The organism is Rhodococcus sp. NPDC003382, from assembly GCF_053589135.1.
This window is the reverse complement of sequence record NZ_JBSFRH010000017.1, coordinates 47,435-63,189: the sequence shown is the minus strand read 5'-3', so window position 1 is coordinate 63,189 and position 15,755 is coordinate 47,435. Positions and strand designations below refer to the sequence as shown.

At 67.2% G+C, this 15,755-nt stretch carries 15 protein-coding genes; 2 read left to right on the top strand and 13 right to left on the bottom strand.

The window, feature by feature from the left end; translation table 11 throughout:
• Positions 1–67: 67 nt before the first annotated feature.
• Together ACWDUD_RS13850 and ACWDUD_RS13845 are read right to left on the bottom strand one after the other, a co-directional pair.
• Positions 68–895, bottom strand: coding sequence for an ABC transporter permease (locus tag ACWDUD_RS13850; protein WP_450109664.1), 828 nt, complete (start codon positions 893–895; stop codon positions 68–70).
• Positions 892–1,851 (bottom strand): ABC transporter ATP-binding protein, encoded by a 960-nt coding sequence (locus ACWDUD_RS13845; RefSeq protein WP_450109663.1) that lies wholly within the window; start codon positions 1,849–1,851, stop codon positions 892–894. The genes ACWDUD_RS13850 and ACWDUD_RS13845 overlap by 4 nt, the downstream gene beginning before the upstream one ends.
• Positions 1,852–1,948: 97 nt before the next feature.
• Here ACWDUD_RS13845 and ACWDUD_RS13840 point away from each other — a divergent pair, with 97 nt between their 5' ends.
• Entirely contained in the window at positions 1,949–2,656 is a 708-nt protein-coding gene (locus ACWDUD_RS13840) for a TetR/AcrR family transcriptional regulator (RefSeq protein ID WP_450109662.1), read from the top strand.
• 63 nt (positions 2,657–2,719) lie between these two features.
• On the opposite strand, the gene ACWDUD_RS13835 is transcribed toward ACWDUD_RS13840, so the two are convergent.
• The 10 genes from ACWDUD_RS13835 to ACWDUD_RS13790 all read right to left on the bottom strand — a co-directional run bounded on the left by ACWDUD_RS13835 (position 2,720) and on the right by ACWDUD_RS13790 (position 13,759).
• On the bottom strand, positions 2,720–3,571 hold the full coding sequence (locus ACWDUD_RS13835) for an SDR family oxidoreductase (protein ID WP_450109661.1): 852 nt from the start codon (positions 3,569–3,571) through the stop codon (positions 2,720–2,722).
• Between the two features lie 86 nt (positions 3,572–3,657).
• Positions 3,658–5,193 (bottom strand): acyl-CoA synthetase, encoded by a 1,536-nt coding sequence (locus tag ACWDUD_RS13830; RefSeq protein WP_450109692.1) that lies wholly within the window; start codon positions 5,191–5,193, stop codon positions 3,658–3,660.
• A gap of 88 nt (positions 5,194–5,281) precedes the next feature.
• Positions 5,282–6,511 (bottom strand): CaiB/BaiF CoA transferase family protein, encoded by a 1,230-nt coding sequence (locus ACWDUD_RS13825; protein ID WP_450109660.1) that lies wholly within the window; start codon positions 6,509–6,511, stop codon positions 5,282–5,284.
• Positions 6,512–6,562: 51 nt separating this feature from the next.
• Complete coding sequence (locus ACWDUD_RS13820) at positions 6,563–8,230, bottom strand: thiolase C-terminal domain-containing protein (protein ID WP_450109659.1); 1,668 nt, start codon at positions 8,228–8,230, stop codon at positions 6,563–6,565.
• A gap of 38 nt (positions 8,231–8,268) precedes the next feature.
• On the bottom strand, positions 8,269–8,511 hold the full coding sequence (locus tag ACWDUD_RS13815) for a hypothetical protein (RefSeq protein ID WP_197255048.1): 243 nt from the start codon (positions 8,509–8,511) through the stop codon (positions 8,269–8,271).
• 82 nt (positions 8,512–8,593) lie between these two features.
• Positions 8,594–9,772: an amidohydrolase family protein gene (locus tag ACWDUD_RS13810; RefSeq protein WP_248673125.1), complete on the bottom strand. Its 1,179-nt coding sequence runs from the start codon at positions 9,770–9,772 to the stop codon at positions 8,594–8,596.
• A gap of 55 nt (positions 9,773–9,827) precedes the next feature.
• Positions 9,828–11,048: a cytochrome P450 gene (locus ACWDUD_RS13805; RefSeq protein ID WP_248673124.1), complete on the bottom strand. Its 1,221-nt coding sequence runs from the start codon at positions 11,046–11,048 to the stop codon at positions 9,828–9,830.
• A 38-nt stretch (positions 11,049–11,086) separates the two neighbouring features.
• Positions 11,087–12,553 carry an aldehyde dehydrogenase family protein gene (locus ACWDUD_RS13800; RefSeq protein ID WP_248673123.1) on the bottom strand — a complete coding sequence of 489 codons (1,467 nt, stop codon included), beginning with the start codon at positions 12,551–12,553 and terminating at the stop codon, positions 11,087–11,089.
• A 31-nt stretch (positions 12,554–12,584) separates the two neighbouring features.
• Complete coding sequence (locus ACWDUD_RS13795) at positions 12,585–13,445, bottom strand: mycofactocin-coupled SDR family oxidoreductase (protein ID WP_450109658.1); 861 nt, start codon at positions 13,443–13,445, stop codon at positions 12,585–12,587.
• Between the two features lie 125 nt (positions 13,446–13,570).
• The gene (locus tag ACWDUD_RS13790) at positions 13,571–13,759 is read right to left on the bottom strand and encodes a ferredoxin (RefSeq protein ID WP_248673121.1); all 189 of its coding nucleotides are present in this window, start codon (positions 13,757–13,759) and stop codon (positions 13,571–13,573) included.
• A gap of 241 nt (positions 13,760–14,000) precedes the next feature.
• Here ACWDUD_RS13790 and ACWDUD_RS13785 point away from each other — a divergent pair, with 241 nt between their 5' ends.
• Complete coding sequence (locus tag ACWDUD_RS13785) at positions 14,001–14,735, top strand: TetR/AcrR family transcriptional regulator (protein WP_248673120.1); 735 nt, start codon at positions 14,001–14,003, stop codon at positions 14,733–14,735.
• Positions 14,736–14,755: 20 nt separating this feature from the next.
• Here the strand turns inward: ACWDUD_RS13785 and ACWDUD_RS13780 are convergent, their stop codons facing one another.
• Positions 14,756–15,685: a DUF7065 domain-containing protein gene (locus ACWDUD_RS13780; RefSeq protein ID WP_248673119.1), complete on the bottom strand. Its 930-nt coding sequence runs from the start codon at positions 15,683–15,685 to the stop codon at positions 14,756–14,758.
• Positions 15,686–15,755: the final 70 nt, after the last annotated feature.

Below are 15,755 nucleotides of genomic sequence, written 5' to 3'. Positions count from 1 at the left end.
TCCCGCCGGTTTCCGCTGTCTGTCGATGGTCCGGTTACTCGTCGGTAACGGTCGGATCGGCGCCCGATCAGCGGGTGGTGACGTACCGGCGGACCGTGAGCGGTACCAGCACAGCGACGATTCCGAGGCACCAGCCGAAGGCTGCGAACAGGGGGTGCTGCAGGGGCCACGCCGCATCCGCGGCCATCGGCACAGCCGCGTCCACGGCCGTCGGCGCGGCACCGCCCAGCAGTTCGCGCAGGGCGGCCACGACGGCACTGACCGGATTCCACTCCGCGATCGTCCGGATCACCGCGGGCATGGTCTCGGTGGGCACGAAGATGTTGGAGAACATGATCGTTCCGAAGATCATCGGCGCGCACTGCTGCAGCACCTGCTCGTCCCGGATCGAGAAGCCGAGCCAGATACCCAGCCAGGAGAGCGCGAAGCGGAACAGCAGCAGCAGCATCACTGCGAGCGCAGTCTCGCGGACGCCTGCGTCGATCCGCCAGCCGACGAGATATCCGACACCGACCATCGGCACGAGCGCGACCGCACAGGTGGCCGTTTCGGCGAGGGCGAGCCCGGCGGGCACCGACACCGGCGCGGTGGGCAGGGTCCGGAACCGGTCGGAGAGTCCGCTGCGCAGGTCGGCGTTGGCGGTGGCCGCGGTGGTCGCCAGGCCCATCGCGGCCACGAGCACCAGCACCCCCGGCATCAGATACGCGCGGTAGGCGGCGGCGTCACCGCCGGACAGTGCGCCGCCGAAGACGAATCCGAACAGCAGCACCATGCCCAGCGGCGCGGCGAGCGTGACGAGCAGCAGCGCGGGCGAGTGCCGGTACGTCAGGACGATCCGATGGAACAACGTCCGGGTGCCGGTGAGTGCCGAGCTTCCATGGGTGGCGGTGGTCATGCGGGCTCCTCCGTACGGGCGTGTCCGGTCAAGGTCAGGAACGCTTCGTCCAGCCCGACGCGACGGCGGCCGATGTCGTCGACGGGCACGCCCGCTTCGTCGAGGGCGCGTAGCACCGGCAGCAGCGGCACCGAATCGGCATCGGTGGCGAAAGACAGCCGGACGGTGCCGGTTTCGGACGCGGCGTCGGTGGCGATGTGCCGTAGACCGAATGCGGCGGTCACGCCGATCGCCTCGGTGACGTCCGCGGCGGCGGGCAGGGCGAGGTCGACTCCGGTTCCGACCGCCTCCTTGATCTGCGCCGGGGTTCCGGTCACGATCGTCACGCCGGCGTCGAGGATCGTGATGCTGTCGGCGAGGCGGTCGGCTTCGTCGAGGTACTGCGTCGTGAGCAGCACGGCGGTGCCCTCCCCCACGAGTTCGCGCACCAGCCGGTAGATCTCGTTGCGGCTGTGCGGGTCGAGGCCGGTGGTCGGTTCGTCGAGGAACAGCACTTCGGGCCGCACGACCATCCCGGCGAGCAGGTCCAGCCGCCGGCGCATACCTCCCGAATAGCTGCTCACCGGGCGGGCGGCGGCGTCGGCGAGATCGAACCGGTCGAGCAGCTCGGTCGCGCGGACCCGGGCCGAGCGGCCGTCGAGTCCGTGCAGCCGCGCGAACATCGTCAGGTTCTCCCGACCGGTCAGCCGGGGGTCCACCGCGTGGAACTGCCCGACCAACCCGATGCGTCGTTTCACGTGGGCCGCGTCGCGCACGACGTCGAAGCCGCAGACGCGGCCACGACCGGCGGTCGGCCGCAGCAGCGTGGCGAGCATGCGGACGGTGGTCGTCTTCCCCGAGCCGTTCGGGCCGAGCAGCGCGTGGATGTGCCCGGCGGGAACGCTCAGGTGCACTGCGTCGACGACGGTGCGGTCTCCGAACGCCCGGGTCAGGCCCTCGGCTTCGAGCACGTTCATGCGCCCTCCCCCTCAAACTGTGAACAATGTTCGCAATTAGAGGATAGATAAATGAGAACAGCGTTCGCAACTCTTTCCTCGAGGCATGCTGGGGGTCATGCCGACCTCACTGTGGCTGCGCACCGACGAACGCAAGCGCGGGCCCCACCCGACGTACACCCTCGACGACATCGGCGAGGCCTGCGTCCGGCTGGTCGACAGGGAAGGCATGCGCGCACTCTCGATGCGGCGCGTCGCCGACGCGCTCGGCACCTCGGCGGCATCGCTGTACCGATACGTGGCCGGCAAGGACGATCTGCTCGCGCTGATGGCCGACCGGGTCGCCGCCGAGTTCGACTTCCCCCCGCTCACCGGTGACGTCCGCACCGATGTACTTGCCATCGCCCAGCAGTCCCGATCCCTGCATCGGCGTCATCCGTGGCTACGGGACACGCCGGCCACCGACCTCGGCCCGAACAGCATCCGCTACCTCGACCGGCTCGTCGGCGCACTGGCACCGGCCGGGCTCGGCGCGACCGCCACCATGATGGGCGTCGCCCTGATCAGCGGCTGGGTCACCAATTTCGCGGCGCAGGAATCGGCCGGGGAGACGGCCTCGGCGAGCGGCGGCGGTGCCGCACACATGTCCGAGATGCTCGCGCACGGCGACTATCCGCACCTGAGGGCCCTGTTCACCTCGGACTCCTCGGGCGCCGCCACGACCCTCGACAACGACGCCGCGTTCGTCGCGGGGCTCGACGCCATGCTGTTCGGAATCGCGCCCGCCGCGTCCCGAACCGAACCGCCTCGGCCGGAACGGAAATGACGGTCGGCGTACCGAAATATCGGTACACCGACCGTCACTCAGGGGCACTTCCGGAGACGCGGGCTACTTTTTCTTCGCGTTGTTGAACCGGCGCATCGCGAGCAGGTAGGCCGGAACCTTCCGGATCGGCACCGGACGCGGCCAGTCGCTGCCGCGGAAGAAGGGTTCGCTGCCGCCGTCGACAACGACGACCGACCCGCAGAGGAAGTCCGCGGCCGGCGACAGCATGAACTCGACCCACTCCCCGATCTGCTCCGGCTGACCGAATCCGCCGATCGGCACCGGGAAGTCCCGGACGCGGTCGGCTTCCGGGCTGTCGAGCTGGGCGGTCAACAGCGGTGTCTCGATCGCCCCGGGTGCGATCACGTTGAGGCGGATCCCCGCGCCGGCCCACTCCGGAGTCACGGCCGCGCGGCGCACCCAGTGGGTGACCGCGAGCTTCGAGGCCGCGTAGGTGAACGTCGGGCCGGCCGGCTTGATCCGGCACGCCCGCTTGACGGCCTTCTCCAGGTCCCCGGCGAGGAATGCCTTCACCGCCGACATCGGGGCGGCCGGAACCGTGGTCGTCGAGTTCGACCCGAAAACGACGACCTTGCTGTTGCCGGCTGCGGCGAGGGTCGAGCGCCAGCCCTCGAGCAGTTCGACGACACCGCGGAAGTTGACCTCGGCGATGACACGCTCCCGGCCCGGCCCGGGACCGAGCCCGGCGGCGAGGACGGCACCGTCGAGGTGCCCCTCCGCCAGTTCGAGTGTCTTCGCAATCGCGGTGGCGCGACCTTCCGACGTCGACAGGTCCGCGACGACGTCGCCTTCCTTCAGGTCGATCCCGATCACGGTGTGACCGGCGGCCCGCAGACGATCCGTGCTCGCCTTACCCATCCCGGAAGCCGCACCGGTCACCGCATAAACGCCCATTACCATCCCCTCGTCGCCTTCGGTTTCCAGGGACGGTACCGTCCGGCGGATCGTTGCCGACAGCCGGTACGCAAGGGATGACGTTCCTACTGCGCGACGCCGGTGCCCTCGTACCGGGACAGCAACGCACGCTTGAGGATCTTGCCGCTCGGCAGGCGCGGCACCTCACCGAACTCGACGGTGCGCGGCACCTTGAAATGCGCGAGCCTCTCCCGCGCGTAGCCGATCAGCTCGGCCGCGAGGTCGTCGTTCGCGACGGTCGCCTCCGCCGGAGTCACCACCGCGTGCACCCGCTGACCCATCTCGTCGTCGGGCAGCCCGATGACCGCCACGTCGAGGACCGCCGGATGCATGGTCAGCGCATCCTCGATCTCCTGCGGATAGATGTTCACCCCACCGGACAGGATCAGGTCGGTGCGCCGCGCCGACAGATAGAGGTAGCCGTCCTCGTCCACGTGCCCCAGATCGCCGAGCGTGCTCCAGCCCTTGTCGTTGTACGCGCCGGCGGTCTTCGCGGCGTCGCCGTGATATTCGAACCTCGGGGTACCGCTCATCCAGATCGTGCCGATCTCGCCCGGAGGCAGTTCGTGTCCGTCCTCGTCGCAGATGTGCACCTCACCGACGGTGGGCCGGCCCACGGATCCGCGGTGCGCGAGCCATTCCGGCGTGGAGATCATGAAGAACCCGTTTCCCTCGCTCCCCGCATAGAACTCGAGGATCTTGGGGCCGAGCCACTCGATCATGCGTTCCTTGACCTCGACCGGACACGGTGCGGCCGCGTGGATCACCACGCGCAGGCTCGACAGGTCGTACCGCGCCCTCGTCTCGTCGGAAAGCTTCAGCATGCGGACGAACATCGTCGGCACAACCTGGGTGTGGGTGACCCGGTACCGGTCGATCGCGGCGAGCGCGCCCTCGGCGTCGAAGTGTTCCATGACGATCGCGGTTCCACCGTTGCGGACGGTGCCCACGGACCATCCGAGCGGGGCCGCGTGATAGAGCGGTCCAGGACTCAGATACACGCTGTCCGAACCGAATCCGAATGCATTCCGCATCACCGCATCGATTCCCAGCCCGGTTCCGAAGGGCGCGCCGGTCAGCTCGGGCAGAATCCCCTTGGGCCGACCGGTGGTTCCGGACGAGTAGAACATGTAGTAGCCCTCGACCTCGTCGTCGATCGGCGTCACCGGCAGCGCGGCTGCCGCGTCGGCGAGCGACTCGGCTCCGGTCGCCGACCTCCGCCCCACCGTGAATCGTGTTTCCACAGCAGGGTTTCCGGAGTCGACGACCGACGCGAGCCGGTCGAGGTGTTCGGAGTGGACCAGCACGCGGGCACCGCAGTTCTCGACGACATAGGCGGCTTCGTCGTCGGCGAGGTGCCAGTTGACGGGCGTGTAGAGAAGTCCCGCTCGTTGCGCCGCCCAGACGACGGGGAACATCTCCAGGCAGTTCTCCATGAGGATCGCGATGTGATCGCCCGCCTGCAGCCCCCTCTGCCGGAAGAGGTGGGCGATACGGTTGGACGCGTCTTCGAGTGCGCGGTAACTCAGTGTCGCGCCGCTGCCGGCCATCACGATCGCGGGCTTGTTCTCCTCGGCCGCCGCCAGATCCGTCAGGTTCATCGCCGTCACGGCAATCCCTTCACGAGGGCCGCCGTCGTGACGGGCGGCCGGAACACGCACTCAGGACAGTTGGAAAGCGGGGATGTACCTAAGTGACGGCACCCGCGATCTTCAGTTCGATGAGCTGCTCGTCGTCGAGTCCCATCTCCCGCAGGATCTCGTCCGTGTGCTCGGCGAACTGCGGAGCCCGCGACATCTTCACCGGCGCGTTGTCGAACTTGACCGGACTCGCGACCAGCTTCTGCGGTTTGCCGTCCGCGTCGGTGATCTCGACGATCCGTCCGTTGGCGATCAGCGCCTCGTCGTGTCCGAGTTCCCAGCCGTCCTGGACCGGGGCCCATTGGCCGGAGATGTCGCGGAAGACCTCGAGCCACTCGTCGTAGGTCCGCTTCGCGATCGCCTCGGCGAACCAGTCGCCGATTTCCTGGGAGTGCTCGAAAATCGCTTCCATCGTGGCGAATCGGGGGTCGTCGACCAGATCCTCGCGACCGAGCGCGCCAACGAACTCGTTCCAGTAGCGAGTCGGTTGCAGCATCGAGAACTGCAGCCACCGGCCGTCGGAGGTGCGGTACGAACCGCTCAGCGGGTTGCCGGGCGCGGCCGTCGTGCGTCGCACCTTGGGTAGCGGGCCGCCGAGAAACAGCGACAGGTTGACGGAGAACTGAGTTGCCCATGCGCCGACGGCGAGCAGCGACACATCCACGACGGACGGCTCACCGGTGCGTTCGCGCCCGGCGATCGCGGCCGCGATACCTCCGGCGATCGTCATTCCCCCGATGTTGTCGCCGTAGGCACCGGCCGGCATGAACGCCATGTGATCGGTGTCCGGCGGCATGACGCCGTCGGCACTGCCGGCGCGGGCCCAGAACGCCGTCGCGTCGTAGGCACCCTTGTCCGCGTCCGGACCCTCGGAGCCGAAGCCGTTGCCGGTGACGTAGATGATGTCGGGATTGATGGCGCGGATGTCGTCGACGGTGAGGCGGAGCTTGGCGAGCGGACCGGGCAGGTAGTTCGTCAGGAACACGTCGCTGCTGCGGACGAGGTTCTCGAGAATCGGTCGCGCCTCGGGCTTGGCGAGGTCGAGTCCGATGCTGCGCTTGCTGCGGTTCGGGCCCTCCATGATCGGCGCGAACGACGAACCGGCCTGGCTCGCGGCGAGTCCGAGCACACGGACCAGACCGCGTTGCGCGTCGCCGGTCTCGGCATGCTCCACCTTGATGATGTCGGCGCCCCAGTCCGCGAGTACCGCTCCGGCGGCCGGAACGAAGGTGAACTGGGCGACCTCGAGGATTCGGATGCCCTCCAGGGGACGGTCCATGACGACTCCTGATCGTGGATGGGTGGAATGGTGGCCGGGTGGTGAGGCGATCTAGCCGGTGCGGAGCAGGACGGCGCCCGACGGCACGCCGCCGCCGGCGGTGACGACTGCGACCTCCGGGTCGGCGACCTGCAGTCCCGGCGCCTGCCCTCGCAGTTGCAGCACAGCTTCTCGGAAGAAGCCGTAGCCGTGGGTGCGGCCGGCGGACAGCTGCCCACCGTGCGGGTTGAGCGGGAGGCGTCCGTCGATCGCGATGCCACGCCCGCCGTCGACGAAGTCCCGGGCACCGCCGAACTCGCAGAATCCCAGTGCCTCGAGCCACGACAACGCGTTGAACGTGAATCCGTCGTACAACAGGGCGACGTCGACGTCCTCGGGACGCAGGTCGGTGCGACTCCACAGGTGCGCCGACGGACCGAGGGATTGCGGCAGGTGCGTGAGCGTGCCCTGATCCCACGACAGGTTCTCGAGGATCTGGGTGCCCACCGCCTCGACGAACACCGGTGCGTGGGGCAGGTCCGGGGCGGTCTCGGCGGCGGAGACGATCACCGCGACCGCACCGTCGACCGGGACGTCGCAGTCGTACAGCCCGAACGGCGTGGAAACCGTTCGGGCGCCGAGGTAATCGGTCATCGTGATCGGATCACGATAGACCGCTTCGGGATTCGAGCCCGCATTGGTTCGCGCGTTGACAGCGATTGCGCCGAGCGTCTCCTTCGCGTCGCCGTAGCGGTGGAAGTAGTGCGACGCCTGGCAGGCGATCCAGTTGGCCGCCGAGATGGCACCGAACGGATGGCGGAACTCGAACATGCCCGCCGCCCGCCCGATTCCGGCTTCCCACTGTCCGGACCGCACCAGTTCGGAATGGGTCGACTCCCACACGGTGCGGTAGCACAGGACGTGCCGGCACAGTCCCGACGCGACCGCCAGCATCGCGGCGACGATGGACCCGTTCTGCCCGGGCAGGTCGCCGCCGCCGTTGACCCAGGTCGGGCGGATCCGCAGGGACTGCTCGACGGGCATGATTCCGCCCTCCGAGATGCCGCCGACGGCGGCACCCGGATAGGTGGACAGTCCGTCGATGTCGTCGACGGACAGGCCCGCATCCGCGATGGCCTGCAGGCACGCGTCGACCGTCAGCGTCAGCGGATCGACCATGAGCCGACGGCCGATCCTCGACTGCCCGACCCCCGAGATCACGACACGGTCCTCGAACTTGCCGGAGGTGACCGGCGGGCGCAACCGGGCCCGGTAGTTCTCCGGTTCCGGCAGCGGGCCGGGCTCACCGTCCGCGTTCGGGTCCGGTTCGAACAGCGGTAGCCAGATCTCGTCGCTCACCTGCTCGAACACGACCCGCACCTTCGTCCCCACGGACACGTCCGCGGGTTCACACCCGACGATGTTGGTCGTCAGGCGGACGCTCGAATCCTCTTCGAGCGCAACGATCGCGATGACGTACGGAGGTGGGAGATCCGGGAGCCACTGCTGCACGTTGATCGTCACACCCACGACGACCGCGCGGCCCGAGACCGCTTGCAAGGAGATGTCGCGCCCCCTGCACTGCGGGCACAGCACCGTCGTCGGGTGCATTCTCTTGCCACAGGTGCCGCACTGCGCCACTCGCAGGACCCCGTCGGCTCCCGAGGTCCAGAACTCGGACGTCGCCGGGGTCGGCTGCGGCAGGGGCCGTCCTGTGGCGACGACGGTACTTCGGCTCACGCATTCTCCATCACCCGGTTGTCGGAACTGCACGGTCGTCAGAATTCCACGGAATTCGGTGCGCTGACGCGCTTTCGAACTTCGATCATCGCCGCGAGCCGCCGCTCCATGTCGGCGCGGGACATGTGGATGTCGTCCCCACCCTCTCCCCTGTCCAGCCGTGCGAGCCGGTCGCGTTCGGCGGCGATCTCTTCGTCCAGCAACTCGCCGGCCAGGTTCCGCGTGAGCAGGTCCTGGTCGACCCAGTCGTCCTCCGGCAGCTGGTCGATCGGTTCGGCCATGTCGATCCTCCGAGAGTGCGCGGGACGCGCCGGTGTGCCTTTGTGGCGGTGGGAGCCGCCGTTTCGGCACACCGGCGGAAATTCAGAGACGGGGGAAGTTAAGCAGCCGGCGGGCGTTCAGTTCGACCATCTTGTGCACGTCCTCGTCCGGAACGTCGAGCATGGCGTCGTGCACGCGCTTGCGGCTGTTCGGCCAGTTCGAATCGGAATGGGGGTAGTCGCATTCCCAGGTGATGTTGTCGATCCCGATGGCGTGCCGGTTGTCGATTCCGAACTGGTCGTCGATGAAGCAGCCGAAGATATGTTCGGCGAACAACTCCGACGGCCGTGCCGACTGGTCGATGTTCTGGTAGAACCGGTGCTTCTCCCAGGTCTGATCCATCCGCTCCAGCAGGTACGGCGCCCAGCCGATTCCGCCTTCGGACATCATCACCCTCAGGTTCGGGTGCTTGTGGAAGACCGGGGAGAACAGCAGATCCGCCGTCGCGTACATCGAGTTGCACCCGAACAGTGCGATCATCACGGCCATCGGGGCCTCGGGAGCGGTGATCGGCGCCTGACCGGACGTGCCGAAGTGCATGCACAGCGGCATTCCCGCCGCCTCCGCTGCCGACAGCACCGGATCCCAGTGATCGGTATGGAACGACGGCAATCCCAGCGGCACCGGATTCTCGGGGAAGGTGATCGCTTTCGCTCCCTTGGCCGCCGTCCGCTCGATCTCGCGCACGCATTCCTCCACCGACCACAGCGGGAGCATCACGATGGGGATCAGCCGGTCGGGGGCGGTCGGAGACCACTCGTCGAGCATGTAATCGTTCCATGCCTTGACGCACAGCAGGGCGAGTTCCTTGTCCTCGCCTTCGAGGAACACCGTGCCCGCGAACCGGGGGAACGAGGGGAACGCCAGTGCCGCCTGCACTCCGTCGATGTCCATGTCCAGCACACGTGCGCTCGGGTCGTAGCATCCCGGAAGCATGTCCTCGTAGCGTGTGGGTTCCACGCCGTACTGTTCGGGCTTCTTACCCGCGACCGCGTTCAGGCCGATGTACGGGTAGATCCGGCCCTCGTACTCCCATACCTCCGCCAGCCGGGTTCCGGCGGGTGCGCCGGGGACCGGGAAAAGACCGCTCGGCATGGCCTTTTCGATGATCTTCGGGCCGGCCTCGAGGAACTTCGACGGCAAGCGGTCCGACCACAATCGCGGGTGTTCGATCAGGTGATCGTCGGTGGAAATCAAATGCATGTGATCTTGCAGTGGCATGATGCGTCTCCCGGGTTCGAAAGGTGAGCTGGTGGAAACGGCACGGCAAGTCGGACTAGCTGTCCCACAGGAGTGGGAGCGAGGTCAGACCGAGCTGACCACCGGTTTCGAAGAGCTCCGCGTCCGGAGCGAGCCGGTAGTCCGGAATCCTCTTGTGCCATTCCTCGAGTGCGATACGCAGCTCGCGCCGCGCCAGATGCGAACCGAGGCAACGGTGCGGGCCCGCACCGAAGGCGATGTGATTGTTCGGCGACCGCGTGATGTCGACCTCGGTGCCGTTCTCGAAGACGGCCTCGTCGCGATTCGCCGCGGCGAGTGCGAAATTCACCATGTCGCCGGCCTTCAACGGGCAGCCCAGCAGCTCGGTGTCCTTCATGACCTTCCGCGCCGGCACCACGATGGCGTACGCCCGCAGGATCTCTTCGACCGCATCCGGGATCAGTTCGGGATCCTCGACGATGCGGGCACGATCCTCCGGATGCGTCGCGAGGTGGTAGAACGCCCAGCCGAGCGTCACCGACACGGTGTCGAGACCGGCCATGAACATCAGCAGGCAGAACGAGAGCAGGTCCTCGTCGCTGACGGGCTTGCCGTCGATCTCGAATTCGAGTGCCTTGCTGACGATGTCGTCCTTCGGCTCGGCACGTCGCTCGGTGATGGTCGTGTAGAACCGTCCCATCACGGCCTGCATCGCCGCGACCTGAGCGGCCTCGCGCGCTGCGAGATCGTCGTCCGAGGCGTGGAGAATCGCGTGTTCCCACTCCATGAACTGCGGCAGTTCCTCGACGGGGAGCCCCATCAGTTCCAGGAAGATCGAAGTCGGGAACTGCTGGGCGAACTCGGCCATGAACTCGGTCGCGCCGCCGCCCTTCGCCTGGATCCCTTCGACGAGCTCGATCGCCCGCTCCCGCACCTTCGCGTCCAGCTTCTCGGTGGTCTTCGGGGAGAACAGCGGACCGAGTTGCTTCCGCCACTGCAGATGCTCGTCACCGTCGAGCATCTCCGGAATCCACTTGAACTGCGGATTGGGCTCGAGCGGGGTCACGACGCTGTTGGAGAACGTCTCCGCGTCCTGCATCACCTTGAGGATGCCCTCGTAGTTGGAGACCGTGTAGTACCCCGGTCCGAATTCGTTCCGGAAGATCGGCGACTTCTCCCGGAACTCGTCGTAGCGGGCGAACCACTCGCCCACCGGCTTGTACTCGGCGTAGTTGAAGTTGTGTACGGGGCACCTGCCCGCGGGTGGCGTCGTGGGTGTGGGTTCCGTCTGGGTCATGATCGTCCTTAGGTGGAAGTCGACGAGAGCGCGGGCCGTCAGCCGCGGGCTGCGCTCCAGGTGATGGCCTTGGTCTGCAGGTACTCCTCGAGGCCGGCCTCGCCCCATTCACGACCCAGGCCGGACTGCTTGTATCCCCCGAACGGAATGTGCGGGGTGACTCCCCCACCACCGCCGTTGAGCGAGACGAATCCGGTACGAATCCGCCGGGCGATGGCGAGTGCCCGTACGGGGTCGGAGGCGTACACGCTGCCGCCGAGGCCGTACTCGCTGTCGTTGGCGAGGCGCACCGCGTGGTCGTCGTCGTCGAACGGGATGATGACGCCGACCGGGCCGAAGAACTCCTTGCGGGCGATGTCCATGGAGTTGTCGACGTCGACGAACAGCGTCGGTTCGACGAAGAAGCCCTTCTCGAGCGCCGGGCGACCACCACCGAACGCGATCTCGGCGCCCTGTTCCACACCCCTGGCGATGAGCGCTTCGACCTTGCTGCGCTGGGCTTCGCTGATCAGCGGCCCCATCACGGTGTCCGGTTCGGCGGGATCACCCACCTTGACCATCGACAGTCCTGCGCTGACGGCCGCGACGAGCTCGTCGTACCGGGAGCGATGCACGAGGGTGCGCGTGAACAGCGCGCAACCCTGTCCCGCATGGGTGATCATGTTGCCGATCACGGATGTGGTGACGGCGGCGAGATCGGCGTCCTCGCAGATGATGTTCGGGGACTTGCCACCGAGTTCGAGGACCACCTTCTTGAGGCTCGGCGCGGCCTGCTCGTAGACCTGGCGACCGACGGTGTCGGAGCCTGTGAAGCTGACGAGATCGACCTTCGGATTCGTGGTCAGTTCCCGGCCGGCGTCGATGTCGCCCGTCACGATGTTGAGCACGCCCGCGGGAAGGCCTGCCTCGTCGGCGATCTCACCGAGGACGAAGGCCTCGAGCGGGGTGGTCGGGGCGGGCTTGAGAACCACGGTGCAGCCGGCGGCGAGGGCCGGGGCGAGCTTCATGATGTTGAGGAACAGCGGGAAGTTGTACGCCGAGATGAGCACCGCGACCCCCGCCGGTTCGCGGACCACGATGCCCTGACCGATCCCGTCACCGATGGTCGGCAGAACCCCGCGCTCGAACGAGAAAGTCGGCAGGATGCGGTCGGCCATGTCGCGGAAGTGCTGCAGCGGAATGCCCACCTGCAGGTACTCGGCGAGCATCCGGGTCGAGCCGGACTCTGCGATGTTCAGCTCCACGAGCTCGGCGCGACGCTTGTCCAGCGCGTCGGCCATTCTCAGCATCACCTGAGCCCGCTCGCGGGGCGACATCGTCGGCCACGGGCCCTCGTCGAATGCGCGCCGCGCGGCGTCGATGGCGCGGCTCACCTCTCCGACGGTGGCCTGCGGAACCCGGCCGATCACTTCCTCGGTCGCCGGATTCAGGACGTCGAGGACGACATCCGACTCACTGTCGACCCACCGGCCGTCGATGTAGAGCTTCGAGATGTTCTGTGCCACGGGAGTTCTCCGGATTCTCGGTGGATCTCGTTCAAAAGGAGGGCTGCTGCGGGCGGTTGCGGACGTAGCCGCCGGCGTCCACGCGCATCTGCATGCCGGTGACGTAGCGCGACGCATCGGAGAGGAGGTACAGCACCATCTCGGCGACATCCTCGGGTTCGACGTACGGCACACCCATGTTGGTCATCACGGGGAAGACGGGCTCGGCGTCCTCGCGCGTCGGCGACTCGAGATCCGGACGGAACTGCCGGTACATGATCTCGCTGTGGAGCATGGGGGTGTTGACGTTGGTCGGATGGACCGCGTTCACGCGAATTCCCTTGGGGCCGAGGACCACTGCCAGGTCGTTCACGAAGGCGGCGATCGAGCGCTTGGCGAGCGCGTATCCGAGGCCACCGGCCCCGTTCGTCGGGTTGTCGGTCGACCCGGGAAGCAGGGCGGCGAGGCTGCCGGTCGCGACGATCGAACCACCGTCGGCCAGGTGCGGGAGGGCGGCCTCGACGGCGTTGACGACGCCGACGAAGTCGATCGTGAACGCGTCGAGGAAGGCCTGCGGATCGTCGGTTCCGAGGGGGCAGATGCCGGCCTGCGCGACGACACCGTCGATCCGGCCGAACTCGGCGACTCCCGCCTCGACCGCGGCGGTCAGCGCCTGGCGGTCACGCACATCGGCGATCGTGGAGAGCATGCGGCCTCCGGCTTCTTCGACCAGTCGCACCGTCTCGGCGAGATCGTCCGGCGTCGCCATCGAGTAGGCGTTGGTCTTGATGTCCTCGCAGAAGTCGACGCCGACGATCTTCGCGCCCTCCTGCGCGAGCCGGACGGCGTGCGCTCGGCCCTGCCCGCGGGCAGCGCCGGTGATGAAGACGACCTTGTCCTGTACACGTCCCATAGTTGTTGTCCTTGTTCGGATTACGGTGGGTTCGAAAGACACTGGCGGTTGGAGACGGGGCACTGCAGTCCGATGGGCCGGGAACCGGGGCGATGAGCCGGTGTCGCCGCCCGGCGGGAGATGGATCAGTGGAGGTGGATGGCGCGTTCGGGGCATGCCGCGATCCCCGCGGCGATCCGCTCGTCGATCGGTTCCTCGACCTCGCGGTCGAGCGGAAGGGCGTAGCCGAGATCGTCGATATCGAACACTTCGGGAGCCACGGCGTAACAGCGGGCATGTCCGGAACATTTCTTCGTGTCGACCGTGAGCTTCATTGGATCCTGCCGTTTCGACGTGGGCGGTGCGCGCAGCGAGCAAGACACACGACCGCGAGAAATCCGACTCATCGTGAGACTCAAACCACGCAAGATCGCACAGCTTGAGACTTTCATGGTCGATCGTAGCGAGAATCGTCCATATTGTCGAGACTTAGGTCACATAGATAGATAGGTAGTGACCCCACACACTCTTCGCGTCGAGCAGACGTTCCGCCGCTTCCGCCGTTAGAGTGACCGCATGCCGTCGCAGACATCCAACTCGCTCCCCGACTGCGATGAGAGCGTGCGGACACGGCTCGTACGGGCAGCCGACGAGGAGATGCGCATCCAGGGCACCACGGCGATAACCATGGCGGCGGTAGCCGAGCGGGCAGGGGTCTCGCGGGCGACGGCGTTCCGTCAGCTCGGCAACACGTCCCGCATGATCATCCTGGTCGGTATCCACCGCGCCCGGAACCACATCGCCCGTACCCGCGAGATCATCGCGGCGCAACCCGACATCCTCGGGAAGATCGAAGACGTCCTGGTCTACACGACACGCGAACTGCCCGAGGACCCGGTCATCAGGGCATTGGTTGCGCAGCACTCCGCTGCCGTGCTGGACGAGGACATCCGGTCGCTGACCGACGAGATCTCCGGTCCGGTCCTGCTCGCCGGTCAAGCCGCCGGCATCATCCGCACCGATATCCCCGTCCGCGAGATGATCGACTTCCTCCTCGAGCAGACCTATCTCGCGGCGGAATATCCGGACCGCTCCGAAAAGGCCGCGCGCCATCGGTTCCGGACGTTCGTCGCGCCGGCCCTGCGCCCCCAGCCCGCGTCCGACACCACAGCCGGGCCACCGCTGCACCCGAATGCGGAACTCGATCGGGCCCTCTCCGCTGCCGCCGACGCGATCGCCACCGCCCGGGACGCGGCGGTACGCATCCGTTTCCGCCTCGAGGGAATCGACGAGCGGTTCGGCGACCGCTGATCGCCCGCCGGCGTGCCGACTCATGACCGGTTCGAACGCGCCCGGCGGAACAACTCGATCGACCACACGTCCTGGTCCTCCCCGTAGACGGTCCGGCCGTCGATCTCGAATTCGAGCAGCGTATTGATGCACACGTTGGTCGCACCGGGCAGGATCATCCGGCTCCGAGCGGTCCCGGTGGCAACGACCTCGCCCCCGTGCTCGTCGGTCACCGCGATCTCGAGCCTGTCCACCCAGGCACGAGCCGGATCCCGGACCACCGTCCGCTCGCCGCCCACCAGGCGCGAGACCTCGTTGCCGCGACGCACATACCCGGTGTGCACGCTGTCGGTCGTGTCGGTGGGTACCGAATAGGTGAGCAGGCTGCACTCGGGGTCGGCCAGCCAGGTGTATCCCACGCGACCGTATCCCCGCTCGGTGCGCGGACCCCACGATCGGTCCCGCATCGCGCAGCAGTCGACCTCGATTCGTTCGCCGTCGAGAATCAGGTGCCCGGTGACCCGGCCGGTCTGGTCGTAGTGCGACGCCGCCGGATAGGGCGGGGCTCCCCGGAGAAGCGGAACGGGCCGCTCGAATCCTCGGAACGACAGTTCGACGGAGATCCGGTTCCGATCGTCGTAGCGGACGTCGTAGACCTCCCCCGGCTCGATCACTGCGATCGTCGCGCCGGTCGGGCTGATCAGCTTCGGTCCGTCGAAGGTCGGCATCTTCAGTGCCGAAAAACCCTCGTAGAAGGGCAGATCCCACGGCTCCACCGCGGTGTCGTCCCAGATCCAGAGCCCGCCGTGCGTGATTCCCGCGTTCTGCCGCACCCCCACGTAGATCCACGCGCCGATATTGCGCTCCGGGACGAAGAAGGAGAACCAGAACGTCTCGTTCTCGTAGAAGTTGTCGGAGACCGGATGCAGGTAGTCGTCGGCTTCGACGAAACCGATTTCCTGTGCGGTCATCATGGCGCCTTTCGCTAACGTCGTCGACACCCTGTCAGTTGATATGACTGTGCTACTGCAGATCTCGGTG